24 protein-coding genes, 1 tRNA gene and 1 pseudogene are annotated in these 24,489 nt (G+C 60.4%); 9 read left to right on the forward strand and 17 right to left on the reverse strand.

The annotated features are described in order from the left end of the window. Position 1: 1 nt before the first annotated feature. Both P792_RS22145 and P792_RS22150 read right to left on the reverse strand, forming a co-directional pair. Entirely contained in the window at positions 2–1,084 is a 1,083-nt protein-coding gene (locus P792_RS22145; protein ID WP_369794191.1) for an NAD(P)H-dependent flavin oxidoreductase, read from the reverse strand. Between the two features lie 2 nt (positions 1,085–1,086). Next, positions 1,087–2,334 carry an aspartate kinase gene (locus tag P792_RS22150; protein ID WP_081866774.1) on the reverse strand — a complete coding sequence of 416 codons (1,248 nt, stop codon included), beginning with the start codon at positions 2,332–2,334 and terminating at the stop codon, positions 1,087–1,089. Positions 2,335–2,491: 157 nt separating this feature from the next. On the opposite strand from P792_RS22150, the gene ubiG reads away from it, so the two are divergent. After that, complete coding sequence (gene ubiG / locus P792_RS22155) at positions 2,492–3,241, forward strand: bifunctional 2-polyprenyl-6-hydroxyphenol methylase/3-demethylubiquinol 3-O-methyltransferase UbiG (RefSeq protein WP_023977440.1); 750 nt, start codon at positions 2,492–2,494, stop codon at positions 3,239–3,241. Positions 3,242–3,453: 212 nt separating this feature from the next. Here ubiG and P792_RS22160 read toward each other — a convergent pair whose 3' ends face one another. Genes P792_RS22160 through P792_RS38140 form a run of 5 tightly spaced genes read right to left on the reverse strand, consistent with a single transcriptional unit; the run spans position 3,454 to position 6,250 of the window. Further along, positions 3,454–4,716, reverse strand: a complete 1,263-nt coding sequence (locus P792_RS22160) for a lactonase family protein (protein WP_023977441.1) — start codon at positions 4,714–4,716, stop codon at positions 3,454–3,456. A 35-nt stretch (positions 4,717–4,751) separates the two neighbouring features. Next, a complete protein-coding gene (locus P792_RS22165; RefSeq protein ID WP_081866773.1) occupies positions 4,752–5,312 on the reverse strand; it encodes a DUF2147 domain-containing protein in 561 nt (186 codons plus the stop codon). Further along, positions 5,260–5,715 carry a DUF1178 family protein gene (locus P792_RS22170; protein ID WP_023977443.1) on the reverse strand — a complete coding sequence of 152 codons (456 nt, stop codon included), beginning with the start codon at positions 5,713–5,715 and terminating at the stop codon, positions 5,260–5,262. Before P792_RS22170 ends, P792_RS22165 begins: the two co-directional genes overlap by 53 nt. After that, a complete protein-coding gene (grxC, locus tag P792_RS22175) occupies positions 5,712–5,972 on the reverse strand; it encodes a glutaredoxin 3 (RefSeq protein WP_023977444.1) in 261 nt (86 codons plus the stop codon). The genes P792_RS22170 and grxC overlap by 4 nt, the downstream gene beginning before the upstream one ends. Positions 5,973–5,974: 2 nt before the next feature. Beyond that, on the reverse strand, positions 5,975–6,250 hold the full coding sequence (locus tag P792_RS38140; protein ID WP_235075366.1) for a ComF family protein: 276 nt from the start codon (positions 6,248–6,250) through the stop codon (positions 5,975–5,977). 45 nt (positions 6,251–6,295) lie between these two features. Between P792_RS38140 and P792_RS38145 the strand changes: the two genes are divergently transcribed. Next, positions 6,296–6,562, forward strand: coding sequence for a hypothetical protein (locus P792_RS38145; RefSeq protein ID WP_235075367.1), 267 nt, complete (start codon positions 6,296–6,298; stop codon positions 6,560–6,562). Positions 6,563–6,598: 36 nt separating this feature from the next. Here the strand turns inward: P792_RS38145 and P792_RS39565 are convergent. From P792_RS39565 to P792_RS22195, 5 genes and pseudogenes are all read right to left on the reverse strand, one after another. Further along, positions 6,599–6,667: pseudogene (locus tag P792_RS39565) on the reverse strand (hypothetical protein); the annotation flags it as partial. A gap of 118 nt (positions 6,668–6,785) precedes the next feature. Beyond that, a complete protein-coding gene (locus P792_RS36355; RefSeq protein WP_023977446.1) occupies positions 6,786–6,962 on the reverse strand; it encodes a DUF3553 domain-containing protein in 177 nt (58 codons plus the stop codon). Then, the gene (locus P792_RS22185) at positions 6,959–8,410 is read right to left on the reverse strand and encodes a phosphomannomutase/phosphoglucomutase (protein WP_023977447.1); all 1,452 of its coding nucleotides are present in this window, start codon (positions 8,408–8,410) and stop codon (positions 6,959–6,961) included. The genes P792_RS36355 and P792_RS22185 overlap by 4 nt, the downstream gene beginning before the upstream one ends. After that, the gene (gene galU / locus P792_RS22190) at positions 8,410–9,285 is read right to left on the reverse strand and encodes a UTP--glucose-1-phosphate uridylyltransferase GalU (RefSeq protein ID WP_023977448.1); all 876 of its coding nucleotides are present in this window, start codon (positions 9,283–9,285) and stop codon (positions 8,410–8,412) included. The genes P792_RS22185 and galU overlap by 1 nt, the downstream gene beginning before the upstream one ends. A gap of 292 nt (positions 9,286–9,577) precedes the next feature. After that, positions 9,578–9,663 (reverse strand) — tRNA-Leu (locus tag P792_RS22195). A 57-nt stretch (positions 9,664–9,720) separates the two neighbouring features. On the opposite strand from P792_RS22195, the gene lipB reads away from it, so the two are divergent. Further along, positions 9,721–10,425 carry a lipoyl(octanoyl) transferase LipB gene (gene lipB / locus P792_RS22200; RefSeq protein ID WP_023977449.1) on the forward strand — a complete coding sequence of 235 codons (705 nt, stop codon included), beginning with the start codon at positions 9,721–9,723 and terminating at the stop codon, positions 10,423–10,425. On the opposite strand, the gene P792_RS22205 is transcribed toward lipB, so the two are convergent. Further along, complete coding sequence (locus P792_RS22205; protein WP_146926591.1) at positions 10,389–11,006, reverse strand: outer-membrane lipoprotein carrier protein LolA; 618 nt, start codon at positions 11,004–11,006, stop codon at positions 10,389–10,391. The two genes, lipB and P792_RS22205, sit on opposite strands and share 37 nt — an antisense overlap. Then, positions 11,003–11,290: a BolA family transcriptional regulator gene (locus P792_RS22210; RefSeq protein ID WP_023977451.1), complete on the reverse strand. Its 288-nt coding sequence runs from the start codon at positions 11,288–11,290 to the stop codon at positions 11,003–11,005. The genes P792_RS22205 and P792_RS22210 overlap by 4 nt, the downstream gene beginning before the upstream one ends. A gap of 51 nt (positions 11,291–11,341) precedes the next feature. Between P792_RS22210 and P792_RS22215 the strand changes: the two genes are divergently transcribed. From P792_RS22215 to P792_RS22225, 3 genes are all read left to right on the forward strand, one after another. Next, positions 11,342–11,929 carry a DnaJ domain-containing protein gene (locus tag P792_RS22215; protein WP_035439208.1) on the forward strand — a complete coding sequence of 196 codons (588 nt, stop codon included), beginning with the start codon at positions 11,342–11,344 and terminating at the stop codon, positions 11,927–11,929. Between the two features lie 97 nt (positions 11,930–12,026). After that, complete coding sequence (locus P792_RS22220; protein WP_023977453.1) at positions 12,027–13,043, forward strand: AAA family ATPase; 1,017 nt, start codon at positions 12,027–12,029, stop codon at positions 13,041–13,043. Positions 13,044–13,056: 13 nt separating this feature from the next. Beyond that, on the forward strand, positions 13,057–14,919 hold the full coding sequence (locus tag P792_RS22225) for a cobaltochelatase CobT-related protein (protein WP_023977454.1): 1,863 nt from the start codon (positions 13,057–13,059) through the stop codon (positions 14,917–14,919). 81 nt (positions 14,920–15,000) lie between these two features. Here the strand turns inward: P792_RS22225 and P792_RS0117660 are convergent, their stop codons facing one another. After that, positions 15,001–16,404, reverse strand: coding sequence for a pyridoxal-dependent decarboxylase (locus tag P792_RS0117660; protein ID WP_031239924.1), 1,404 nt, complete (start codon positions 16,402–16,404; stop codon positions 15,001–15,003). Between the two features lie 109 nt (positions 16,405–16,513). Between P792_RS0117660 and P792_RS35740 the strand changes: the two genes are divergently transcribed. Both P792_RS35740 and P792_RS22230 read left to right on the forward strand, forming a co-directional pair. Next, positions 16,514–17,425, forward strand: coding sequence for a hypothetical protein (locus P792_RS35740; RefSeq protein ID WP_152530109.1), 912 nt, complete (start codon positions 16,514–16,516; stop codon positions 17,423–17,425). Positions 17,426–17,891: 466 nt separating this feature from the next. Further along, the gene (locus P792_RS22230) at positions 17,892–18,443 is read left to right on the forward strand and encodes a hypothetical protein (protein WP_023977456.1); all 552 of its coding nucleotides are present in this window, start codon (positions 17,892–17,894) and stop codon (positions 18,441–18,443) included. Positions 18,444–18,528: 85 nt separating this feature from the next. Here the strand turns inward: P792_RS22230 and P792_RS22235 are convergent, their stop codons facing one another. Beyond that, positions 18,529–19,326 carry an SDR family NAD(P)-dependent oxidoreductase gene (locus tag P792_RS22235; protein ID WP_023977457.1) on the reverse strand — a complete coding sequence of 266 codons (798 nt, stop codon included), beginning with the start codon at positions 19,324–19,326 and terminating at the stop codon, positions 18,529–18,531. Between the two features lie 163 nt (positions 19,327–19,489). Then, positions 19,490–22,945 (reverse strand): transcription-repair coupling factor, encoded by a 3,456-nt coding sequence (gene mfd, locus P792_RS22240; RefSeq protein WP_023977458.1) that lies wholly within the window; start codon positions 22,943–22,945, stop codon positions 19,490–19,492. A 118-nt stretch (positions 22,946–23,063) separates the two neighbouring features. Between mfd and P792_RS22245 the strand changes: the two genes are divergently transcribed. Then, on the forward strand, positions 23,064–24,489 hold a 1,426-nt coding region (locus P792_RS22245), incomplete at its 3' end, for an ATP-dependent DNA helicase RecG (RefSeq protein WP_035439209.1).

Consider the following 24,489-nt stretch of genomic DNA (forward strand, 5'->3'; position numbering starts at 1 on the left):
ATTACCCGACTGCAAACTCTGAGGGCGCAGGATGCCCTGTACGGGCGTCTCTTGCAACCAGCGCGTCAACCGCCTGCTCAACCAGATCATGCAGAATCTCGGCAACCGGGCGAATGGCCTTGACCATGCCAACGGACTGCCCGGCCATCACCGAGCCTTCCTCCACATCGCCTTCGATCACGGCGCGGCGCAGCGCACCGGCCCAGAAGTGCTCGATTTCAAGCTGGGCTTCTTCCTTGGTCAGTTCGCCCGAGGTGAACCGGCCCAGCGTCGCCGCCTGATGGGCCATGAAACGGCGCGTGCCAGCATTATTCAGCCCGCGCACCGGAATGACCGGAAAGCGTTCATCGATCTGGTTGGATGTTACGGCATCACGTGCCGCCGCTCGCACAAAGGCCTTCTTGAAGGCCTCATGCGCGATGCTCTCGCTGCTGGCGGCAAAAAGGGTGCCCAGCTGCGCACCGGATGCGCCCTGCTCCAGATAACCCAGAACGGCATCCCCGCGCGCCAGGCCACCTGCCACGAAAACCGGCACGGCATGGATATGGGGCAGGATTTCCTGAGCCAGAACATTCAGGGACACCGGCCCGACATGACCGCCCGCCTCTGAACCCTCAATGACCAGCGCCTCGATCCCCTGCTTGACCAGACGCTTGCCCAGCGCCAGAGCCGGCGCAAAACCGATTGCCCGCGCACCACTATCACGCACCTGCTTGATGGTGGCCCCGCTCGGCACACCACCAGCCAGCACGACATGCCCGACCTTCGCTGCGATACAGACATCGACCAGCTTGTCGAGCTCAGGGTGCATCGTGATGAGGTTCACACCAAACGGCTTGTCTGTCAGAGCCTGCGTGGCCGCAATTTCTTCGGCCAGACGGTCGGGCGTCATGGCCCCGCAGGCAATCACGCCAAACCCGCCAGCATTGGAAATGGCCGAAACGAGATTGCGCTCACTCACCCAGGACATCGCACCGCCCAGAATGGCGGTTGGCGTGCCGAGGAACTGGCAACCCGGGGCCCAGAGCCGGTCAAGCGTGGCGCGGGCCTTCTGGCGGGCTGGATCGATGCTGTTGCCGGTCATGCTCATTCCCCGTCCAGACCATAAGCCGTGTGCAGGGCGCGCATGGCGAGTTCCATATATTCGGCGTCGATCAGCACAGAGATCTTGATTTCGCTGGTGGAGATGACCTGTACGTTGATCCCGCGATCCGCGAGGGTCTGGAACATGGTGCTGGCCATGCCCGAATGTGAGCGCATGCCGATGCCGACGACGCTGATCTTGACGACGTCATTGGCCGTATGGATCTCGCCATACTGGATGTCGGCCCGTGCGGCCTCAAGCGCGGCGAGCGCGCGCGCCTGATCGCCCTTGGGCACGGTGAAGGTCATGTTGGTCGAGCCGTCGGAGCCGACGCTCTGCACGATCATGTCCACATTCACCCGCGCCTCGGTCAGCGGGCTGAAAATGGCAGCGGCGATACCCGGACGGTCCGGGATTCGGCTCACCGAGATCTTTGCCTCGTCCAGAGAATAGGCGATCCCCGTGACCAGTTCCTTTTCCATCATCTCGTCCTCATCCACCACCAGCGATCCCGAAAGCTCTGTTTCAGGTTCAAAACTCGACAACACGCGCACGCGCACTTTTTCTTTCATGGCCAGCCCGACAGAGCGGGTCTGGAGTACCTTGGCCCCGACCGAAGCGAGCTCAAGCATCTCCTCAAAGGTGATGCGATCCAGCTTCTTGGCCTTTTTCACGATACGCGGATCGGTGGTGTAGATACCATCGACATCGGTATAGATATCACAGCGATCGGCCTTGATGGCAGCCGCCACAGCCACCGCCGAGGTGTCAGAGCCACCACGACCCAGCGTGCTGATCCGCTCTCCCGGCGCGACGCCCTGGAACCCGGCAATGACCGGCACTTCACCCTGCTCCATGCAGGCAATCAGCGCAGCGCCTTCAACATCGCCGATACGTGCCTTGCCGTGGGCATCATCAGTGCGGAACGGAATCTGCCAGCCCTGCCACGACCGTGCGGGCACACCGAGCGCCTGTAGCGCGATGGCTGTCAGGCCACTCGTGACCTGCTCGCCACTGGCCACCACAGCATCATATTCGCGTGCGTCGGCCATGGGATCGAGCGCACTGACATACCCGACCATCTGGTTGGTCACGCCAGCCATGGCCGAAACCACGACGGCAACCTGATGGCCTTTTTCCCGTTCCTTACGCACACGCTCGGCCACCGCGCGAATACGATCGAGATCGGCCACTGAGGTTCCGCCGAACTTCATGACGATCCGGGTTGGGCACTGGTCTGAAGACGTCATAATTGTGCACCTGGCTCCGTACGTAGCAGAAAGCGTTCAATCACAGCGTGCCGGGAACGGATTTTCCAGCCTGCGATGTTGCGCAAGGAAAGGCGGGTCACATACTAAGTCCAGATCGCGCCGTCCAGATACTCTGGAACAACGGACCCATTTCTGTATGCCTGGAAACAACATGCCGGATCACGCAGCCTCTTCCGTATCAGATCGCGAGATCGCCCATTTCGACCAGCTTGCCGCGACCTGGTGGGACCCGAAGGGCCCCATGAAGCCCCTGCACGACATGAACCCCATGCGCACCGAATGGGTCAATGCGCATCTCAAGCGCCTGCAAGGATCGCGTGGCGGCAGGCTCTCGCTTCTCGATATTGGCTGCGGAGCCGGACTTGCGAGCGAGGCCTATGCCCGTATGGGCCATGACGTTCTGGGCCTCGACGCCTCGCCCGAGGGCATACGGGCGGCGCAGGCCCATCTGGCAGATCATCCCTTGCCGGACAATGCGGGTCCTCTGGTCTATCGCAATGGCAGCGCTGAAACGCTCGTCCGCGAAGGGCAGAGCTTCGATGCCATCTCTGCATTAGAGGTGATCGAGCACGTCAATGACCCAAAGGAATTCCTTGCGCTGCTCCATTCGCTGACCAAGCCGGGTGGCCTTGTTGCGGTATCAACACTCAACCGCACGCTGCTGTCGCTGGCTGTCGCGAAGATCGGTGCCGAATATATTGCCCGCCTGCTGCCTGTCGGTACGCATGACTGGCAGAAATTCATCAAGCCCGAGGAACTGCACAGAATGGGTCGCGCCGTTGGCCTGCGCATGATCGATGTTGCCGGAATGAGCTACCGGCCGATGCACTGGCGCATCACGCGCGACACGAGCATCAATTACATCACGATGTTTGTACGAGACTGAGAACAACGACCTGACAGACTATAGGCTGTCAGGCTTTTCGCCCTGTTAAGTGGGCGTGTCGTGGCCCGGTCCTGATCCGGGAACATGGCGCCTGAACGAGGCCTTATCAGCCTTGGTCCGGCCAAAGTCGCTTTGCCCGCGACTGCCCCCTCATCTCCGCCCCGGCCCCTCTCGGGTCCGAGGGCAGAGAGAGTTTTCACCCGCCGGTTGGATCAGACTTCCGTATCCATGAAGGCAAAAGTGGTTGGGCTTCCGACCGGGGTAAAGTTTTCAGTAAAGCCGAGCTGGCCGCTCGCCTTGTCGATCCTGAATGACGTCACGGCATCACTGCGCTGGTTGGCACAGAACAGGAAGCTGCCCGACGGGTCAAACATCATGGCGCGACCGTAATCGGCATGCATCCAGGCCTCATCCTGCAGGGTCAGGGTGCCGTCATCACCCACCTTGAACACGGCAAGGGAATCACCCAGACGGTTCGAGGCATAGACAAAGCGGTCATCTGCCGAAATCAGGATTTCAGCTGCAAGCGTGCTGCCACGGAAATGCGATGTGACAGTGCTGACCGATTGCAGATTGTTGATCGCCCCTGTTTGCGGGTCGAAAGCGCTGACGACAATTTTCGAGTCCTGCTCACACAGATTGTACATGAGCTTGCCGGAGCGATTGAACTGGAAATGACGTGGCGCGCTGCCCGGCGTCATGTCGTAATAAGGCGTCTTGGCCGGAACCAGCTTGCCCGTCTGCAAATTAAGCGTCCAGACATAGACGCGATCGAGGCCAGCATCATCCGCAATCACGAACTTGCCGCTCGGATCGCTCTGGATCATGTGCGGATGCGACCCCGAGTGATCGGATACCGCGAAATTCCCCTGGGGATTGTCTGCCGCACGCTCGGGCTGGCGTGGCCCGGTATTGTGCACGACATCCGTCGCCGGACCGAGCGACCCGTCTGGGCGGATGGGCAGCACAGCCACAGAGCCCCCCATGTAGTTGGCTACGAGGACATAACGCCCTGAGTGGTGCACACTCAGATGCGCAGGCACAGCCCCGCCGGAGCTGACCGCGTTGAGCTTCTTGAGCGAGCCGGTCTTGCGATCCACCGCAAAGGCGGTCACCGAGCCGTCGCCATCCTTGTTGAAATCATCGATCTCGCTCAGCGCATACAGAAAGCGCTTGTCATGCGACAGCGTGATGAAAGACGGGCTGGCGATATCAGTAAAGGTCGTGACAGGCGTTAGGACGCCGCTCTGACGATCCATTTCGAAAACGGCAATACCCTCACCATTACCGGCACCACCCGGAGGCGCATGCTTGGTGTACCCCCCGACAAAACAGATGGTCTTGGAAACCGCCTTGGGCGGGGGTGGCGGTGCAGCCGGGGCCTGATCAGCAGCATCCTGCGCCATGGCCGTGCCGCAACCCAGCAGGCCAAGGGTACCCAACGCAAAGCTGCGGCGGGAAATCGTCGTTTTCATGTTATGCTCTCAAGCTCCTCAAGCGACCATTCGGCTCAAGGCAGTTTGCATTCAGGACCGATCTTGCCGCGATAACGGGTCCATGTCTGCGTCTTGCCGAAAAGGGGGATACCCAGAATGAAACCGCGCAGCTTCAGCACCTCAGGTGATTCGGCATGGATGCGGGCGTCGTAGGTACGCCCTGTCTCCGGGTCGAGGATATGCCCCCGCCACACGTTCTCATCACTGATTAATCGGAAATCGGTCAGCATGACCAGCCCACATTGTGAACGTCCCCACACATCCTTGGGAACAGGGCCATCATACTGCATACCAATCAGCCTGCCGCAGAGCGTATCGCTACAATGGCCGATCAGGAACACGCCATCGTGATCCTGTGCAAGCCACAATCCCTCCTCGGGCGCAGGCGGATTGCCTCGTGTTTGAGCCTGTCCGGGGAGGCTTGTCGTGAGCAGGAGCACACCTGTCGCGACAATCGCAGCAATGTGCCTGAAGGAAAAACCCCCTCGCCTAAGCCCGGCGGCACGCCGCACCCCGGCATGCTCAGGATTCTGTGCGGTCGAGCCAGGGTATCGGGGAGAAATCCACGCCTTCATCTTCAAGCCTTTCCCTGTCAGAGTCGCTCATCGTGCCGTAAATGCCACGACCGGTCTGGCTGTCCTCATTATGGCGTTCATCATGACGCCTCAGCGCCTCTTCGGCAAACCGGTCACCCACATCGTCACATTGCATCTCTACCTGACGCCTCAGCGAATGGAGCACCGTTCTCAGCTGGTCGTGCTGCGTCATGTGGATAGAGGAAGCAGGCGTCGCCGATTGACCTTTGCTCGTGCTCTGACGCGCGATAGCCGGGGCCATCAGGCTTTTCTCAACCGAACTCACACCACATTGCGGACAGGAGACAAGATTATGAGATTTCTGGCGCTCGAACTCCGCACCGTCGGGGAACCAGCCCTCGAATTCATGCCCCGCCTTGCAATGCAAACGAAAGCAGATCATGCCTGCGTGAGCAACGCGTCCAGCTTGCCAGAAGCATCAAGCTGCATGAGGTCGGTGCAGCCGCCCAGACACTGCTCCCCAACAAAGATCTGAGGCACGGTCCGTCCACCGCCCGAGCGCCTGATCGCATCTTCGCGCGCCTGCGTGCCGTGAGGGGCATTGATCTCTTGAAACGGTACGTTCTTCGATTGCAGGATCTGCACGGCGCGCACGCAGTAAGGGCAGCCAGGCTGGGTATAGATTTCTATGTTGGACATATTCACTCCTGAATGCCGCCTTGGTGATCATGATCGCCGGCAAGTTTGACGGTACGCGTGGCCACCAGGAGGTCGACACACCGCGCGCCTGCGCCGAGCAGTTGTTTTGCGCAGATGGAGGCGGTTGCGCCGGTGGTCAAGATGTCATCAACCAGAACGACATGCTGACCCTCGATTAATCGCTTTATCCGGTCCCGCACATGAAAGGCCGCATCCAGCGCTTGCTCGCGCAGCTCGGGAGCTAACCGAGCCAGCGTGGCTGTGGAGCGATGACGCACGAGCGCATCAGGCAGAAGGCGCCAGTGTGGGGACGAGCGGACGAGATGACCCGCCAGCAGGGCCGCCTGATTGAATCGCCTCTCCCAGAAACGCTGTCGGTGCAAGGGGACAGGAACAAGCAACCGGCGTTCAGCGCTTTCATCCCCCATCATGTCTGCCATGACGCGGGCCAGAAAGGGCGCGATATCCAGCCGATCCCCATATTTGCATTGAAGGACCAGCCGGCGCGCCGTGCCGTCGTAAAGATAAGCGGCGCGTGCTGCCGTCCAGGGGTATGGAGCAACGGCGCATTGGGCACAGCGGCCATCTGATCCCAGATAGGCTGCCGATGGTACCGGAAGCGCGCAATGCCTGCAGGCGAGCCCGATTGGTGTCAGTGAGCAGAAACATGCAGTGCAGAGGAGACCGCTTGTCATGGTCTCGGCGCCGCATGAGAGACATGTCGGCGGCAATACGAGATCGAGTGCCCGAGGGAGGAAAGCTGCGATCTTCAGCGCAACACCATCGTGCTGGAACCATCATTCCACAAGGCATTCACTCGATAACAACCAGTTCGATGAGTGCCGTGTTCACCAGAACTTTTCCCTGATGCTCGAAATTGATCGTCACGCGCTGACCGACCACACTCTGTATCTGCCCGACGCCCCACTCCGGACATTGGGGATGAGTGACAAACTGACCCGGCTCGTAAAAGCTGAAGTTCTGGGTCACGCCTTCCCTCCGCCTCTTCCGTGATCAGCATTACCCCCGATATCCTGTTTTAACGCTCCAGGGGTTGCGACAGCTGAGTGCAGAAGCAGATCTGCCAAGGTCTCTATCATGGCCTGACATGCCGCCTCATCGTCCCCTTCCGCGCGCGCAACGAGGGCTGGCTGAGTGTTCGAGGCGCGCAGAAGCCACCAGCCTCTGGCCTCATCCACCCTGACCCCATCGATGAGCGTCAGGCGCATACCCCTCTCGCGGGCCTGGGCGATAACGGCGTTGATTACGTTGAATTTTTGCTCATCTGAACAATCGAATCTTATCTCGGGCGTCGAGACGGCGTGAGGGAGCGACGCAACAAGTGCTGACAAAGGGGCCGTCTGCTGCGACAGAAAGTCGATCATGCGTATCGCGGCGTAAAGCCCATCATCAAAACCGGGCCAATGGTCGGCGAAAAAGAAATGTCCGGACATTTCACCAGCGAATACGGCGCCCGTCTCACGCAACGCATTCTTGACGTGGGAGTGCCCGCTTGGACACATAAGGCCCTTACCTCCTGCCCTTTCGATGCCTTCGAAAAAGACGCGGGACATTTTGACGTCGCCGAGGACCGTCGCTCCGGGCGTGTCACGCAGGATGGATTGCGCCAGAAGCAAGCTTAAATGATCAGCATCGATTAACGTACCCTGCTCATCCACCACACCGAGCCGGTCCGCATCGCCATCAAAGGCAACGCCTAGATCAGCACCATGCTGGCACACGGCAGTCTGTAGCTGCACCATGGCCTCCGGCAGGGTCGGGTCCGGATGATGAGCCGGGAAGCGCCCGTCGATTTCGCCGTTCAGAACGATGTGCTGCCCCGGTAGAGCCCGAATGAGCGCTACGAGAATATCTCCCGCTGAGGAATGGCTGTTATCCCACACTACCTTGAGAGGACGCCCGCCGCTACGCAGGCCAGAACGCAGCGCATCGACATAAGCTGTCGCTGATTCCAGCCTGGCCTGTCCTCCCTCGGCACTGTCATTCAGCATGATGCCCGCTCGAAGCAAATGCGTGAGGTCAACAAGACCCTGTCCGAAAACGGGGCGGTTGTGCTGGACAATCTTGAAGCCATTATACTCCAGCGGATTATGGCTGCCAGTGACCATGATCGCCCCGTCCGCCTCTTGACGGTATGAAGCGTGATAGAGCTGAGGGGTGGGGCAACAGCCAATGCGACGTACCGTCGCACCCCCCATGATCAATCCTTCGACCAGCGCCTTCTCCAGTGTGGAAGAGGTGAGCCGCCCATCATGGCCGACCAGGATTGTGGCCGCGTGCCCCTTACACAGGCCAGACGCAAAAACGACGCCCAAAGCCCGGGCGTCGTCCTCACCAAGCATTTTTTCCACGACCCCACGTATGTCATACTCACGCAGAATCGAGGGATGGAACTCATGTCGAAACAGAGTGTCCATCAGGCATCGGCGTATTTCTTGATGAAGCCACGCATGGCATCACGCAGGTCCGGACGCTCAAGAGCGAAAGCAATCTGCGCCTCAAGGTAGCCAGCCTTGTCACCACAGTCGTAACGCGTGCCTTCATAGCGCAGGCCGTGGAACGGGGCATGGCCAATCATCTTGGCCATTGCGTCGGTCAGCTGGACTTCACCACCGGCTCCACGCTCGAGCTTGGACAGATGCGTCATGATTTCCGGAAGGAGCACGTAGCGACCGATGATCGACAGGTTCGACGGCGCATCTTCAGGCTTCGGCTTCTCGACGAGGCCCTTGACCTCGACCAGCTTGCCATCATCCTTGCCAACATCGAGGATGCCATAACGGTTGGTATGCTCCTTGGGCACTTCCGAGACCGCAACGACGTTCCCGCCGGTCTGGTTGTAAACCTCAACCAGCTGGGCGACGCAGCCCTTTTCACCCTGAACGATATCGTCGGGCAGCAGGATCGCAAACGGGTCGTCACCGATAAAGGAGCGCGCACACCAGATGGCGTGACCAAGGCCCATCGGCTCCTGCTGACGCACGGCGGCGAGCGATCCGGCCTCGATCGAGCTCGGCTGCAGGGTTTTGAGGAGGTCGTTCTTGCCGCGCTCGCGCAGCGTCGTCTCGAGTTCGAAAGCCACATCGAAATAATCGATCAGACTGTCCTTGCCGCGTCCTGTAATCAGGCAGAACTGATCGATCCCTGCCTTGCGCGCTTCATCGATGGCGTATTGGATCAGCGGACGATCAACGACCGGGAGCATCTCCTTCGGCATTGCCTTAGTGGCAGGAAGAAAGCGTGTTCCCATACCAGCGACGGGCAGTACAGCTTTTCTGAGCGGCTTGATCACGTTATCCGACCTTTAGATCTATTTGAGTACGCAGCGTGTCCTGAGGGTATTCGTACAATTTATGACCTCAGAACTGCCATGCAGCCTACACGATGACTGGCTGCCTGGAACCGGGTTATACAGGCAAGTTCGGCAAAGTGATGGCGCGCGTACAAAATTTCACAAATGACACTTTGGGGTTAATTCGGATCATTAATGAAAGTTCATTTCGTTACCGAAGATTTTTTGACATTTTTGGCAAGGAAATTTTTGTGGAACTGGCATCCCCCGAAGGGGATGCTACCAGTTCATCTGGTGCGGTCGAGAAGACTCGAACTTCCACGGGGTTGCCCCCACAAGCACCTCAAGCTTGCGCGTCTACCATTCCGCCACGACCGCATCGTGACAAGCGGGCCGCTCTGGGCGATACCGCTCGTGTGAAGGGGGCTATAGCCGATGACTGATGACCAGGCAATCGTCCATGAGACGATTTTTGAGAAAATCTCGACGAAATTCGAGAAAGAGCTGGTTTCGTATGAAACCGCGCTCGGGACCATGCAGCAGAGAGCCGCTGCCATAAGAGCCGGAGAGAAAAGCGAGTTGCTGTGGTTTCTCGAGCATCCACGCCTTTACACGGCAGGCACCTCAGCCAAGGCGACCGACCTGATCAACCCCGAGGGTCTGCCAACCTTTGAGGCCGGTCGCGGCGGACAATGGACTTATCATGGCCCGGGCCAGCGAATCATCTACACCATGCTGGATCTGCAACAGCCACACGACCCCACCCCGCCGCGCGATCTTCGCGCATTCGTCCAGAGCCTCGAGCGCTGGATTATCGCAAGCCTCGCCCAGCTCGGCATAAAGAGCCGAACCGAGTGCGGTCGAATCGGGGTATGGACCAATGACCCCATCACAGGTGAGGAAACGAAAATCGCAGCACTCGGCATCAGGGTGAGCCGCTGGGTATCGTGGCACGGGGTCGCCATCAACTTCGACCCTGACCTCGAAGATTTCTCGGGTATCGTGCCATGCGGCATTCGTGAGTTTGGCGTCACGAGCATCAGGCGATTTGATAGTGACCTGACCATGGGGGATCTCGATCAGGCCCTGCTCACCTGCTGGCCTCAGTTCTTCGGCGCGATTCCGACGCTGGCCGATTGACCCGTGACATTGCTACCCTGAGAAATGTCGGAAAGCTGGATCAGGATCCGGTTGCCGCGCGCATCGACACCATCAAGCGATGAGAGCTGCAGCCGGTTGTTCTGATCGAGAAAGCGCAGGGTCAGCAGCCCTTGAGAGGGATTATCCGCCTGGGCGAGCGAAATCTGGCTTGCCCCCGGCGCAGTCCGGATGTCCGTGACACGTATCTTACCATCGAAACGCACGGGAACATGGAGCAGCAGACCGAGCGGGTTGCGTGAAAGGTTGAGACGCGTCACCGCACCCGTCTGCGAGTCGTCAAGAACGAGATGGGCGCCACTTGCACGCAGCGTCATGGCGTGAGGAACAGTATAGTCCAGCCCAAGCGACCCTGGTGCGTAGCGAAAATGCCCCGCCCCGCCATTCTGCTGTGGTCCGCGCTGAATAAAGCTGCCCTCAACCGGGGTGGGATCGTTCAGACAGACCTCGACACGCTTCACCTGCGCCTTTTGCTGCGCCGTCAGGCCATCAGTCCCGCTGACAGCGCATCCGGCCAGAGCAATCGCTAGGCCTGTCGCCGCAAGGCCGCGCCGCACCGTCATACCTCCTCCGGCGCGTGCAGCTTGAGCGAGAGTGCGTGCAAGCCGCTCTCGAATTCCGGCTTGAGCATCTCATTGATGAGACGATGCCGTGCCACGCGGTTCATTCCCGCAAAGCGGGGGCTGACAATCGTCATGGTGAAATGGGTCTCGTCACCCTCGACTCCATTGCGTCCGGCGTGATGGGCGTGGCGCTTGCTGTCGTCACGAATGGTCAACTCAGCGGGTGCCAAAGCATCCTGCAGCTGCCGGCTCATGCGGGCTGCGCGTTCCTTCAACTCGGTCATCTCCACTCCCTCCTTGCATCAATGTGCCTTACAACGCACATAAACCCGATCATGCAGCGCAAATCCACACGACACAGGGCCTTCGACCCGGATCCCGACGCGCCCGAGCGTTACTGCGACATGCCCGGCTGCACCGAGCATGCGGGATATCGTGCGCCCAAGGACCGCACGCAACTCAGGCAATATTTCTGGTTCTGCCTCGAGCATGTCCGTCAGTACAATGCGCGCTGGGACTTCTATAAGGGTATGACACCGGGCCAGATCGAGGCGCAGCTTCGAGCTGACATCTCATGGCAGCGCCCCTCATGGAAACTGGGCACACGCGGTGGACAGAATTTCGATGAGGAAGAGGTTCTCGATCCGCTGGATATTCTTTCCTCCACGCGCGCGCGGCGCGCTCAGGCTGCCCGCCAGCGGCACAATGCCGCCCGCGAGGCCGCGCCCCCGCCCCTGCGCGACCATCTCCGTGCATTGGCGCTGGACTGGCCCGTAACGATCGAGGCTCTCAAGGCACGTTACAAGGAACTGGCCCGCAAGCATCATCCCGATGCCAATGCCGGAGACCCCGCCGCAGAGGACAGATTCAAGACGGTAAGCGTGGCCTATAGTACGATTCGCGCCCATCTCATCAGCCTGTAGGCCCGATTATTGCGCGTTTCCCTCTGGCCTTGTGAGGAAACATGACCATATCCTTGGCCGGAACCTGACATGACAGAGTGAAAGACGGATTGAAACCATGAGCGATCTCGCCTCCATCGATGCACCGGAAACGGTTGTCACTGCCGAACAGAACGCGGTGCCGACTCATGTTCTTGGCGCGCCGGACCGGATCGTCTCAGCGCGTGACGTGTTCAAGATCGAATGCGACATGGAAGTCCCTGCTTTCTCGATCCGGACCGAGCATGTGCCCGATATCGATCCGAGCTACCAGTTCGACTGCGACACGACGCGGGCCATTCTGGCAGGCTTTGCCAATAACCGCCGCGTCATGGTGCAGGGCTTTCATGGTACGGGGAAATCATCCCATATCGAGCAGATTGCGGCACGGCTGAACTGGCCCACCGTCCGCATCAATCTCGACAGCCATATCTCGCGCATCGACCTGATCGGCAAGGACGCCATCGTTCTGCGTGATGGCAAGCAGATCACCGAGTTCCGCGAGGGTCTCCTGCCGTGGTGTCTTCAGCACCCCGTCGCCCTGATTTTTGACGAATACGATGCCGGTCGCCCGGATGTCATGTTCGTCATCCAGCGTGTTCTTGAAGCCGAAGGCCACCTGACCCTGCTCGACCAGAATCGCGTGATACGCCCCCATGCCGGTTTCCGGCTTTTTGCCACGGCGAACACGGTGGGTCTTGGCGACACGACCGGGTTGTATCATGGCACGCAGCAGATCAATCAGGGGCAGATGGATCGCTGGAATATCGTCGCATCGCTCAACTACCTGCCGCTCGAGCAGGAAGTGGGAATCGTGCGGGCCAAACTGGGCCTCGGCAACGAGCCCGCCATCACGACGCGTCTCGAAAGCATGGTCGCCCTCGCGAACCTGACCCGCGCCGGTTTCATGGCGGGTGATATCTCTACAGTCATGTCACCCCGTGCTGTCATCACCTGGGCCGAGAACGAGCGTATTTTTGGCGATCTGGCTTTTGCATTCCGCCTGACCTTCCTCAATAAATGCGATGAGGCTGAGCGCGGCATTGTCGCAGAATACTATCAGCGCTGCTTCAACCAGTCTCCGCTGAACGCCTGACGGGGGCGAGCGCATGGCCACCTCCAGAGCCAAGGCACCGGACAGGAACCAGAACGACCTTGCCCTGCCGGGCAGTGAGCGCACGGACGCCTTCCGCCGCGCCACGAGCGCTGCGCTGCGGGCAATGTCAGGCGAGCCCGAGACCGAAATCAGCTTTGCGGCGTCGGCCAGTGCCAAACCGGGTACGGGCGTCCAGCTTCCCTATGTTTCCCGGGCGCTCACGCCTCAGGAAATGACACGCGTTCGTGGCGCTGCCGACGCAGCTGCCTTGCGACTGAAGCACCACAATTCAGAACTGTCTCCCCTGCCCCAGCAGGCCGACAGCGCCGAGACCCGCCCCTTGTACGACGCGCTGGAGCAGGTGCGTTGCGAGGTCTATGGCTCGCGTCACATGGCGGGCGTGCGGGCCAATCTGGACCAGAAACTGGCCCTCGACTGCAGCGAGAACGGCTACGCCCGCATGAGCGCGCGCGACGACATGCCTGCCAATGTCGCCCTGCCCCTTCTCGTGCGCGAGGTCCTGTCAGGGCTGCCCTCTCCCTCGCAGGCGGGTCCGGCGCTCAAGGCATGGCGCGACACGCTTTCGCCCGAAGCCAAGCGTGCGCTCTCGGGCCTTGCCTCGACACAGATGGACCAGCAACGCTTTGCCGAGGCCTGCTCCGGCCTTTTCAAGGCATTCGACCTGACTGAGGAGCCCGAGCCGGACGATCAGAGTCAGGCAGATGACCCGGATCAGGATGATGACAGTCAGACCGAATCCGATCAGCCCGATGATGATCCTTCACCCCAGGATCAGGATGACAGCGAGACGCACGGTTTTCAGCCGGAGCCGACCGAGCAGCCCGACAGCCGCGATGCCAGTGATTCCGAGCTTCAGGACGAAGGTGCAGAACAGCCCGCCGGTGCTCTGGAAGACGATAATGGCAAGGAGGCCGAGGCCAGCGCCGCGCCCCCGGCCTATAAGGTCTTTACCAACGCCTTCGACGAGGAAGCCGATGCTGCCGATCTGTGCGACCCGGATGAGCTGGCCCGGCTGAGGCAGCAGCTCGACCAGCAGCTCAGCAGCCTGCAAGGCGTCGTGTCACGACTGGCACACCGACTGCAGCGCAAGCTGATGGCGCAGCAGCAACGTTCCTGGGCGTTCGATCAGGAGGAGGGCATACTGGACGCGGCACGGCTGGCACGTGTCGTGGCCAATCCGACACTGTCGCTGTCCTACAAGACGGAACGTCAGGCGGAGTTTCGCGACACGGTTGTTACCCTGCTGATCGATAATTCCGGGTCGATGCGTGGTCGTCCGATCTCGGTTGCCGCCATGTGCGGTGACATTCTCGCCCGCACGCTCGAACGTTGCGGCGTCAAGACGGAAGTACTCGGCTTCACCACGCGTGCGTGGAAAGGCGGCCAGAGCCGGGAGCGCTGGGTGGCAGCGGGTCGTCCACCTGATCCGGGTCGTCTGAATGACCTGCGCCACATCATCTACAAGGATGCCGACACGCCCTTGCGCCGGGCCCGCAACAATCTTGGGCTTATGCTGCGCGAAGGGTTACTCAAGGAGAATATCGATGGCGAGGCGTTGCTCTGGGCATGGAAGCGCCTGCGCCGCCGCCCTGAGCACAGGCGTATCCTGATGGTGATTTCAGACGGCGCGCCTGTTGATGACAGCACGTTCTCGACCAATCCAAGCTCTTATCTGGAAGACCATCTGCGCTCGGTCATTGCGCGTATCGAAGCCTCTCCCGAGACGGAGCTTCTCGCCATCGGGATCGGCCATGACGTAACCCGCTATTACCGTAACTCGGTTACGCTCACCAATGCGGAAGAGCTTGGCGGAACCATGATCAAGCAGCTTTCCGACCTGTTCGTGGCGCGATAACCCGATCATCCGTCCCGCCGTGGACCGCCCTTCATGGGCGGCCTCGCTCAGGACGGCAGGGCCGATGCCTCATATCCGCGGTCATCGCTCCGCCAGCTCGAGGATCTTGGCGAGCATTGCGTCGATTGTGGCGCGTGTTGTGCGATGGTTGACGATTGCCGCGCGTATGACAAGCTGTTCGCCGATACGCGTTGTCGAGGGCGCAGCCACGCCGCTCTCGTGCAGGTCTTTCACCAGCGTATCGATCGCCTCATCATCGAGACCATCCATCGTAAAGCAGACGATGTTCAGGGCTACCGGGGCCATGAGCAAAAAGCGGTCATCTGCCTCCACGGCCTCGGCCAGATAACGGGCAACGGTGCAACACTCCTCCACCATTTCCCCCAGGCGGTCGGCGCCATAATGAGCGATCGTCATCCACACCTTGAGCGCCCGAAACCCGCGTGACAGATCAGGCCCGAAATCGCAGGGCCAGGGGGCATTACCCGCCAGCCCGCGATCCGCCCGGGTGAGATAGCTCAGTGACTGGGCGAATGCCTGCGCATGCACGGCAGGATTCCGCACCAGAATACAGCCCGCGTCGTAGGGAACCTGGCCCCATTTATGGAAATCGAGGGCAAGGCTGTCGGCTCTTTCGATGCCATCAAGCATGATAGCGTGCTCAGGGGAGAGCCGGGCAAACGCCCCGAAAGCACCATCGACGTGAAACCAGCATTGTTCTCTAGCGGCGATATCGGCAAGGACCTCCAACGGATCGACAGCGCCGCAATCCACACTGCCCGCTGTGCCGATAATGACGAAGGGATGATACCCTGCCGCACGATCCTCGGCGATACGTTGTGAGAGTGCCAGATCATCCATGCGGTACAGCTCATCAACCGGGATGAGGCGCAGGGCGTCACTTCCAAGCCCCGCCATGTCGAAAGCGCGGCTCACACAGCCATGAGCGGTTTCGGCGGCATAGCCAACGAGCTTTGCGCCCGATACTCCGGTCTGACGTAGCCCTGGTATTGCAGCGCGGCCGGCGGTGATGATTCCGATGAAGTTCGCGAGCGATGACCCTGTGACGAGACAACCAGACGAAGCGGTCGGCATACCCACCATCTCGGCGGCCCAGCGTATCACCTGACGCTCCACTTCGATGGCAGCATGATCGCGGCCGCCACAATTATCGTTCAGGCTGGCAGCGAGCATCTCGGCAAGAATACCGATTGGCGTACCCGCGCCCTGAACCCATCCCATGAAACCGGGATGCGGATTGCCATTTGAATAAGGGCGGATTTCCCTCAGGAAACGGTCATAAAGCGCCTGCGCCTCCTGCCCCTCGCGCGGCAACGCGTCCCGGAACCCGGCGCGCAGCGCAGCCGGCATCGGCTGCCAGACAGGCCCCTCCCCCATCTGCTCGGCCCGATCGAAAACATCATCGAGCATACGATGGGCAAGGGCACGCAGCCCGGTCCAGTCCTGCGGATCCAGTCCACTCATCGCCATTCCTCATCCATGTTTGCATTGCGCCTGTCAGGCAGGTGATCTCTTCTAGCGGGCTACGAGCCTGCGCCCAACTCCTGCCGTAAAATTCGGGTTGTAAGAGGGCATGAACAGCCCCATCCTCCCCCCCATGAAACATGCCGCAGCCTCTCTTCTCGCCCTCCTCGCTCTGGGAGGGGCCGCCCGTCACGCGCATGCTGATGCCATCCCGGCATCCTGCATGGCCTCGCAGGCGGCATCGCGCACGATAGGCGCGGCGAGCCTCACAATGTCTGGCTACAGCGCCGCGCTTTCAGGCGGAGGCGCCACACTCGGCGTTGGTCAGGTAATGGCGCAGGACCGGCAAGGCCATTTGACCCTGCCCAACCTACGTGATGCCAATGCCCTGATCTCCTTTGGTCTACTCAAGGTGGTCCATAACGGATCTCCCGCCGGGTGCCGTGGCGTCGATGGCAGGCCAGCCCTTAAGAGCCTGCGCGACGCCTTGCATCAGGGAGCCGTGGCCGAACTCGTCTGGACGGGCATCGCGTTATCTGATGGCAAGAACCGCTATACGGCTGATCGGGTGAATATCACGTTGAGGTCAGGCCAGACACCGGGAAGTGTGGATATCAACTTTGCAGCCGCCGGTGTCAGTGCGCCGGGCGGCTCCGCTCTCCCGGGAAAACTGAGCACGACCCTGACCATTCCTGAGCAGATGCTCGACAGCACAAAATCTCCCGAAGGGAGGATCACGATCTCCTCCCTACAGGCCTTGTGGGAGAAAGGACTTCTGGATGGTCATGGCTGGGTCACCCCCGGTCGCACTACGGCCACAAGTGCAGGCGAACTACATGTCGCCATCACCGACCTGAGCGATCTGTTGGCGACCATCCGGCCCGTCCTGCCAAGTGGCGTATCAACCGCGCTCGCTGTGGCCCAGTTCATGGGGCATCGCGATGGCAATCAGGTTCTGTGGGACCTGACGCTGGGCGGCGGCGTGCTCAAGGTTAACTCTATCCCTATCCCGGTGAACTGAGCGGCATGGCCCGGACAATTATCCCTTATCCATGCTTGTCCAGGCAGTTGGCTCGCGGATCAGGGACAATTGGCCCGAGACCTGCTCGGATATCTCGCGCCGACGGGGATTTTGGATCCCTCAAGCGCTTTCACTGACGCCACGCAACTGAACCGTGACGCCCGCGCAGGAGGAAACACGCTGGTGTCACAATTCCGGTTTCATTTGTGTCTTTCAAATAAGACGACGGCTCGCAAGCTGTTCTACGATGAATACCCTGCCGGATTATCATACATGAAATCTTGATCCTCAAAGCAGAGTTTCGCCATATACACGGAACTGGTGGACGATTATTGCAATACGGACGGTCATCGCTGGCAATCCGGGTCCTGTAGAACCAGTATCACGGGCTATGAACACATTGCACACCGGGAAATACGCCGACGCGATCAGTCACAGCACCAACACGCCACCCTGGATGCCAACAATGAGCGAATACCCCCCGTCATCGCCTGCACGGCAATGGCTGGCGACCGAGGCCGGGCGACCTTTCAAATGGCAGACTTTCCCACCCCTCGATACTGGGCGGGGAATTTTCGTAGGCGACCCGCTGAGTCAACCTGATACCCTGAACAAGATCACGCTTCCCGCAGGCGTCACGATTTTGACGCCATGGGTGTATGAGTCAGGTGAAGAGACTGAAGCATTTTACGCTCATACTAACAGTCTGATCTGGCTTGAAGTGTCAGGAACAAAACCAGCCTTCACCGTCCTCATGGCGGAGTTCAGCATCGATGCGGCTTGCATCGGTGTTTTCCCGGCGGCGGCCTATAATGCTTTGGGCACACTTGACTGCGCCGATGATGGGCCTTCCGCTTTTGACTGGGTGAGTGATAATATTCCGCAAATTGCCCATTTCGCTTGCACGCTTTCCATCCCGCAATCCGAGACTCCATGCTTCATGCCAGCACCGGCAGCGATGGAGGATATGCCGCTGCCGCACTACTCGACGCGGAAGGGTGTCTTTCGGGAGTCCTGATCGATATCGCGGGGCGAGCCAGTGATCGGTGTTTCATCGACAAGCTATTACCCGCCCCCCCACACGCCCCTTCCGGCGAGGTCGATCAGCCGGGGTGACGCAGCAGGCCACCCTCAACTCGCAGGGCCGCACCCGACGTTGCTGAGGCAAGCGGCGAGCAGATATAGGCCACCATATTTGCGACTTCCTGCGGATCGGCCAGGCGATTGATCAACGTGGTCGGCCGGTTCTCCTTCAGGAAAGACGCCTCGACTTCCTGCGCCGACCGCCCCGATTTTTCGGCAGCCTTGTCGATCATGCTCATCACCCCCTCCGTACGGGTGGGGCCCGGCAACACACTGTTGATTGTCACGCCGGTACCGGCCACGCTTTCGGCCAGGCCGCGCGCGATCGCAATCTGAGCCGCCTTACTGAATCCGTAATGGATCATCTCTGCCGGAATATTGAGGCCTGACTCACTCGAGATAAAGACAATCCGGCCATCCTTGCGCTCGACCATTTTCGGCAGATACGCACGGGAAAGCCGTACCCCGCTCATGACATTGATATCGAAAAACCGCTGCCATTCCGCATCGCTGATCTCGGCAAACGGGACTTCCTCGAAAATACCCAGATTGTTGACCAGCACATCGACTTCAGGATGCGCTGCAATCAACTGGGCGATAATTTCAGTCTGCGCCACGTCGCCCGCAAATCCGCTCACAGAGGCATCGTTGACCTCCTGACGGATCGCCTCTACGGCCGCAGTTGTGCGTGTCTCGCCACGCCCATTCACGATCACATGGGCTCCGGCTTCTGCCAGACGCTTTGCAATCGCAAGACCAATACCGCCGGTCGACCCGGTCACCAGCGCCTTTTTTCCCGAGAGATCGAGTGCAAGCATGATATGTCTCCATTCATTCGATACAAATCGAACAAACCAGAGCAAATTAAGTTGCCTCCACCCCGTTCAGCATCCCCCGGTCTGGGGGTGAGACGTAGGAGGAAGAGACAAGCCCTCCCTTCAGAACCCAATATTCTCTGCGGCTGTTAGCTCGCAACACGACTCAGGCGTCAGCCTTGTCAGCCAGCTTTTTCAGCGCCCCCATCACCTTACGGGCCATGGTGATTCTCTGCGCGTTGGTCATTTCGCGCACGACAGCAAGCTTCTGGTCGGGACGCAGCTTCACGCCCTGATCCTTGTGTCGTTCCACCCATTTCAGCAGACCCATCGGGTTGCGGAACTTCCGATTACGGAACTGGATGACCATGCCCTTGGGGCCGGCCTCAAGCCGATCCACGCCAGCCGCACTGCACAGACGCTTGATGACAACCACATCAAGCAGGTTCTCCACTTCCTGCGACAGCGAACCAAAACGATCGACCAGTTCGGCGCGCATTGCGTCGAGCTCCGCCTCGCCTTCCAGCCCGGCAATACGGCGATAAAGACCCAGCCGAACAGGAAGGTCGCGCACATAGGTTTCCGGGATAAGCACGGGCAGACCCAGAATGATGTTGGGGGTCCAGTCCTTGTCCTCAGCGCGCTTCTGATCCTTCTGCAGGCGCATGGTGGTAACGGCGTCTTCCAGCATCTGCTGGTAGAGCTCGATCCCGACCTCCTTGATATGACCCGACTGCTCATCACCCAGCAGGTTCCCCGCGCCGCGCAGATCCAGGTCATGTGACGCCAGGGTGAAGCCCGCCCCGAGCGTGTCGAGCGTCTGCATGATTTCAAGACGCTTTTCGGAAGCCGGCGAAAGCCGATGGCTCTGCGGCCAAGTGAGATAGGCATAGCCGCGCTGCTTGCCGCGCCCCACGCGCCCGCGAAGCTGGTAGAGCTGACCCAGGCCGAACATATCGGCACGATGGATGATCAGCGTATTCACCGCAGGCATGTCCAGACCGCTTTCCACAATATTGGTGGAAAGCAGGATATCGTAGCGCCCGTCGGAAAATTCCGTCATGACGCGCTCGAGTTCTGCCGGGGTCAGACGACCATGCGCCTGAACGGTTTTGGCATCGGGCACGATGTCACGCAGGCGGTCCGCCATGCGGTCCATATCCTCGATACGCGGCACGACGCAGAAAACCTGCCCGCCACGAAAACGCTCGCGCTGGATCGCCTCGCGGATCATCACACTGTCAAACGGTGTGATGAAGGTCCGTACGGCAAGCCGGTCCGTTGGCGGCGTGGCAATGAGGCTCATCTCGCGCACGCCTGTTAGCGAGAGCTGCAAGGTGCGCGGGAGGGGCGTGGCGGAGAGTGTAAGCACATGCACATCCTCGCGCATGGACTTGAGACGCTCCTTGTGCGCCACGCCAAAATGCTGCTCCTCATCAATGATCAGCAAGCCCAGATTGGCGAAATTGACCGATTTGGCGATCAGCGCGTGTGTGCCGACCACAATATCGACCTGCCCTTCTTCCAGCGCGCGTCGCGTCTCGGCAGCTTCCTTGGCTGTCACGAGGCGGGACAGCTGGGCAATACGGACAGGAAAGCCCTCGAACCGGGTCGAGAAACTACGAAAGTGCTGTCGTGCGAGCAACGTGGTGGGAACGACAACAGCCACCTGCACACCCGACAACGCCGCCACAAAGGCTGCGCGCAGGGCAACCTCCGTCTTGCCAAAGCCGACATCGCCACAAACCAGACGGTCCATGGGGCGCCCGGAGGTCAGGTCCTCCAGCACATCGGCAATGGCGCGTGACTGGTCCTCGGTCTCGACAAAGGGGAAGCGGGCGCAGAACTCGTCCCACATCCCTTCGGCAGGTATGAGCGACGGCGCTTCCTTCATGGCGCGACCGGCGGCGGTGCGTATCAGCTCGCCCGCCATGTCGCGAATGCGCTCCTTCATCTTGGCCTTGCGGGCTTGCCAGGCCTGACCGCCCAGCTTGTCCAGCGCCACACCGCCCTGCTCCGAACCAAAGCGGCTCAGAAGCTCGATGTTTTCAACCGGCAGGAAAAGCTTCTGCGCCCCGTCATAGAGCAGACGCAAGCAATCATGCGGGGCCACGCCATCACTGACCGTTTCCAGCCCCTCATAGCGCCCGATGCCGTAATCAGCGTGGACGACCAGATCACCTTCGGCAATTTCAGACGCCTCGGTAATAAACTGCTCAGCCCGGCGCTTGCGACGGGGCGGACGGGCGATCCGCTCACCCAGCAGGTCCTGCTCGGAGATGAACGCCATGCGGTCCGCCACAAAGCCACGTTCAAGCCCGAGCACAATGAGCCCGACTGTTCCCGGCGAGATCCCCGCCGCCGAAGCCCAGCTATCGTGGGACTCGGTGGTAAATTTGTGCTCCTTCAGCAGCGAGGCAATGCGCTCGCGCGAGCCCTTGGTCCATGCCGTCACGTAGCAGCGCCGTCCGGCTTTCTCCCATGCCTCAAGCTGTGTCCGCAGGGCATCGAAAGCCCCTTTACGCGTACCATCCTTGCCACGGACGAAAATGGGCCCCGGCCTGCCCCCGGCATCCATGCCCTGTACCGTATCGGGCTTGGCGAAAGGATTGAGGGCAATGCTCGGTACACGGGCCAGCATGGCGTCCCAGCCCGAGCGATTGAGATAAAGCAGGTGCGAAGGCAATGCCCGATAGATGGCCTCTCCCTCACGCGCGGGAGCCTTTCTGGCCTCGAAGTGATCGGCGATCATTTCCAGGCGGGCCGAGAGAATATCCGGCACCTGATGGTCCATGCTGATCGATGCATCGGGCAAATAATCGACCAGCGTATCCATATGCTCATGGAAAAGCGGAATGTAGTGTTCGAGGCCCGGAAAACGCCTTCCCTCGGAAACGTTTTCGTACAGCACATCCGAAGCTGAGGATGGCCCGAAAAGATCGCGCCAGGCGGAGCGGAAGCGGCTTATGGCCTCGGGGCTCAACGCATATTCGGAGACGGGGCGAAGGTTGAAAGCGTCCAGCGTATCGGTCGAGCGCTGGCTCGACACGTCAAAGCGCCTGATGTTGTCGACCTCATCGCCGAACAGATCGAGGCGTATTGGCTCGCTCTCGCCGGCGGGGAACAGATCGAAAATGCCCCCGCGTGTGGCAAACTCACCGGCCTCCATCACCGTATCGGTGCGCGTGTAGCCGCTCGCGACCAGAAGATCGATCAGCATGGCCTGATCGAGAGCCTCGCCCTTCTTCACGGAAATGGCCTGGTTGCGGAACGCATCGCGTGGCGGCACGCGCTGGACAAGGGCATGAACCGTGGTCAGCACGATGCGCCGCGTCGCCCCTGCGGGTTCCAGCAGACGCGTCAGCGTTGCGGCACGCTCCGCTGTCAGGGCCGGATTGGGCGAGACACGGTCATAGGGAAGGCAATCCCAGGCGGGGAAGCGTAATACGCTCACGCCGGGCTCGACATAGGCCAGCATGTCAGCCAGCGCGGCGACAGCGGCATCGTCGCGCTCCACATGGATGAGCGGGCCGTCATGCTCGCTCAGGCGGCGACGCAGGAGAAAGGCCGTATAGGCCTCCGGCACGCCCCAGAGGGTCGGCCGGTCGGGGGTATCGGTCATACAGAAATCCAAAGCACGCGCGCCACAATGCAGGCGTGCTGCCAGGCGATGGTTTCGTTTTGTTCCATGACGGTTCTATCCTATAGCCTGTGAAACTCCCGATGTCAGCCCATGTTCCATGAAGGTCATGTCTCCAGAGCTATCGACGATCACCCCGCTTCTGGCGCCCCTCGCCACCCTGCCCGGCATTGGCCCCCGTTATGACGGGTTGCTGCGCAAGGTTGCCGGTGGCAACAGGGTTATGGACCTTCTTTTCACCCTGCCAAGCAGCTACGTCGACCGACGCACGATCATGACCCTGCGTGAGGCCCGTGAGCAGCTTATGCCCGGCGCAACCCTGACCGCCCGGCTGCGTGTGCTCGACATCGTCCAGCCCAGTCGCGCCCGCCAGCCCTTTCGCATCCGTGCGACCGATGACACCGATGAGGTGGAGATTCTGTTCTTTCATCAGGCGTTCGTCCGCTCCGTTGCACCGGGTGATGAACTCGCCGTCTCGGGCAAGCTCGAGCGCTACGGTCTGTCGCTTACGATGCCGCATCCGGATTACATGGTGAACTGGCTGCGCCATGACACAATCCCCGCCATCGACCCGGTCTGGCCGCTGACCGCTGGCCTATTTCCGTCCGTCATGCGTCGCGCCATGCACAAGGCGCTCGATCTTCTGCCGCCTATGCCGGAATGGATACCCACGGAAGCATTGGCGCGCCATGACTGGCCGCCCTTTCACGAGGCGCTCGAAATTCTGCACCGCCCCAAAGTCGAGCCAGACCGTCACTGGTCTCGCCTGGCCCTGATGGCGCGCGAACGGCTGGCATTCGATGAATGTCTGGCCGATCAGCTTTCCCTCGCGCTCGCGCGTCAGGAGGCACGCATCCTGTCCGGTCGCGCTCTGAAAGGTGACGGTACCCTGCGCGAGGCTGCTCTGGACCGGTTCGGCCATGTCATGACCGGCGCGCAGAACCGGGCTCTGGCCGAAATCGACGCAGATATGGCCGCACCTGTGCCCATGATGCGCCTGCTGCAAGGCGACGTTGGCGCAGGCAAGACGCTCGTGGCGCTGATGGCCATGCTTCGTGCCGTGGAAGCTGGAGCGCAGGCCGCCCTCATGGCCCCAACCGAGATTCTGGCCAGCCAGCATTATGAGACCCTGTCGCGCCTTTCTGGCGTACCCTGCGTCTATCTGTCCGGCAGCGTGAAGGGAAAGGCGCGCGCTCTTGCGCTCAAGGCCATCGCCGACGGCACGGCACAGCTCGTCATCGGCACCCATGCCCTGTTTCAGGAAGCTGTGGTGTTTCACGATCTGGGTCTTGCCGTCATCGACGAGCAACATCGCTTTGGCGTGCAGCAGCGTGCCATGCTGGGTGGAAAGGGTTACTGCACCGATATTCTGGTCATGACGGCGACCCCCATCCCGCGTACATTGCTTCTTACTCAATGGGGGGATCTCAGCGTGAGCCGGCTGGATCAGAAACCGCCCGGTCGTAAACCCATCCAGACATCGCTGCATCCCCTCTCAACGCTTAATGAGGTCATTGGCGGGATCA

The sequence above is a fragment of the Asaia sp. SF2.1 genome, assembly GCF_000505765.1.
GTDB classification, from domain to species: Bacteria; Pseudomonadota; Alphaproteobacteria; order Acetobacterales; family Acetobacteraceae; genus Asaia; species Asaia bogorensis.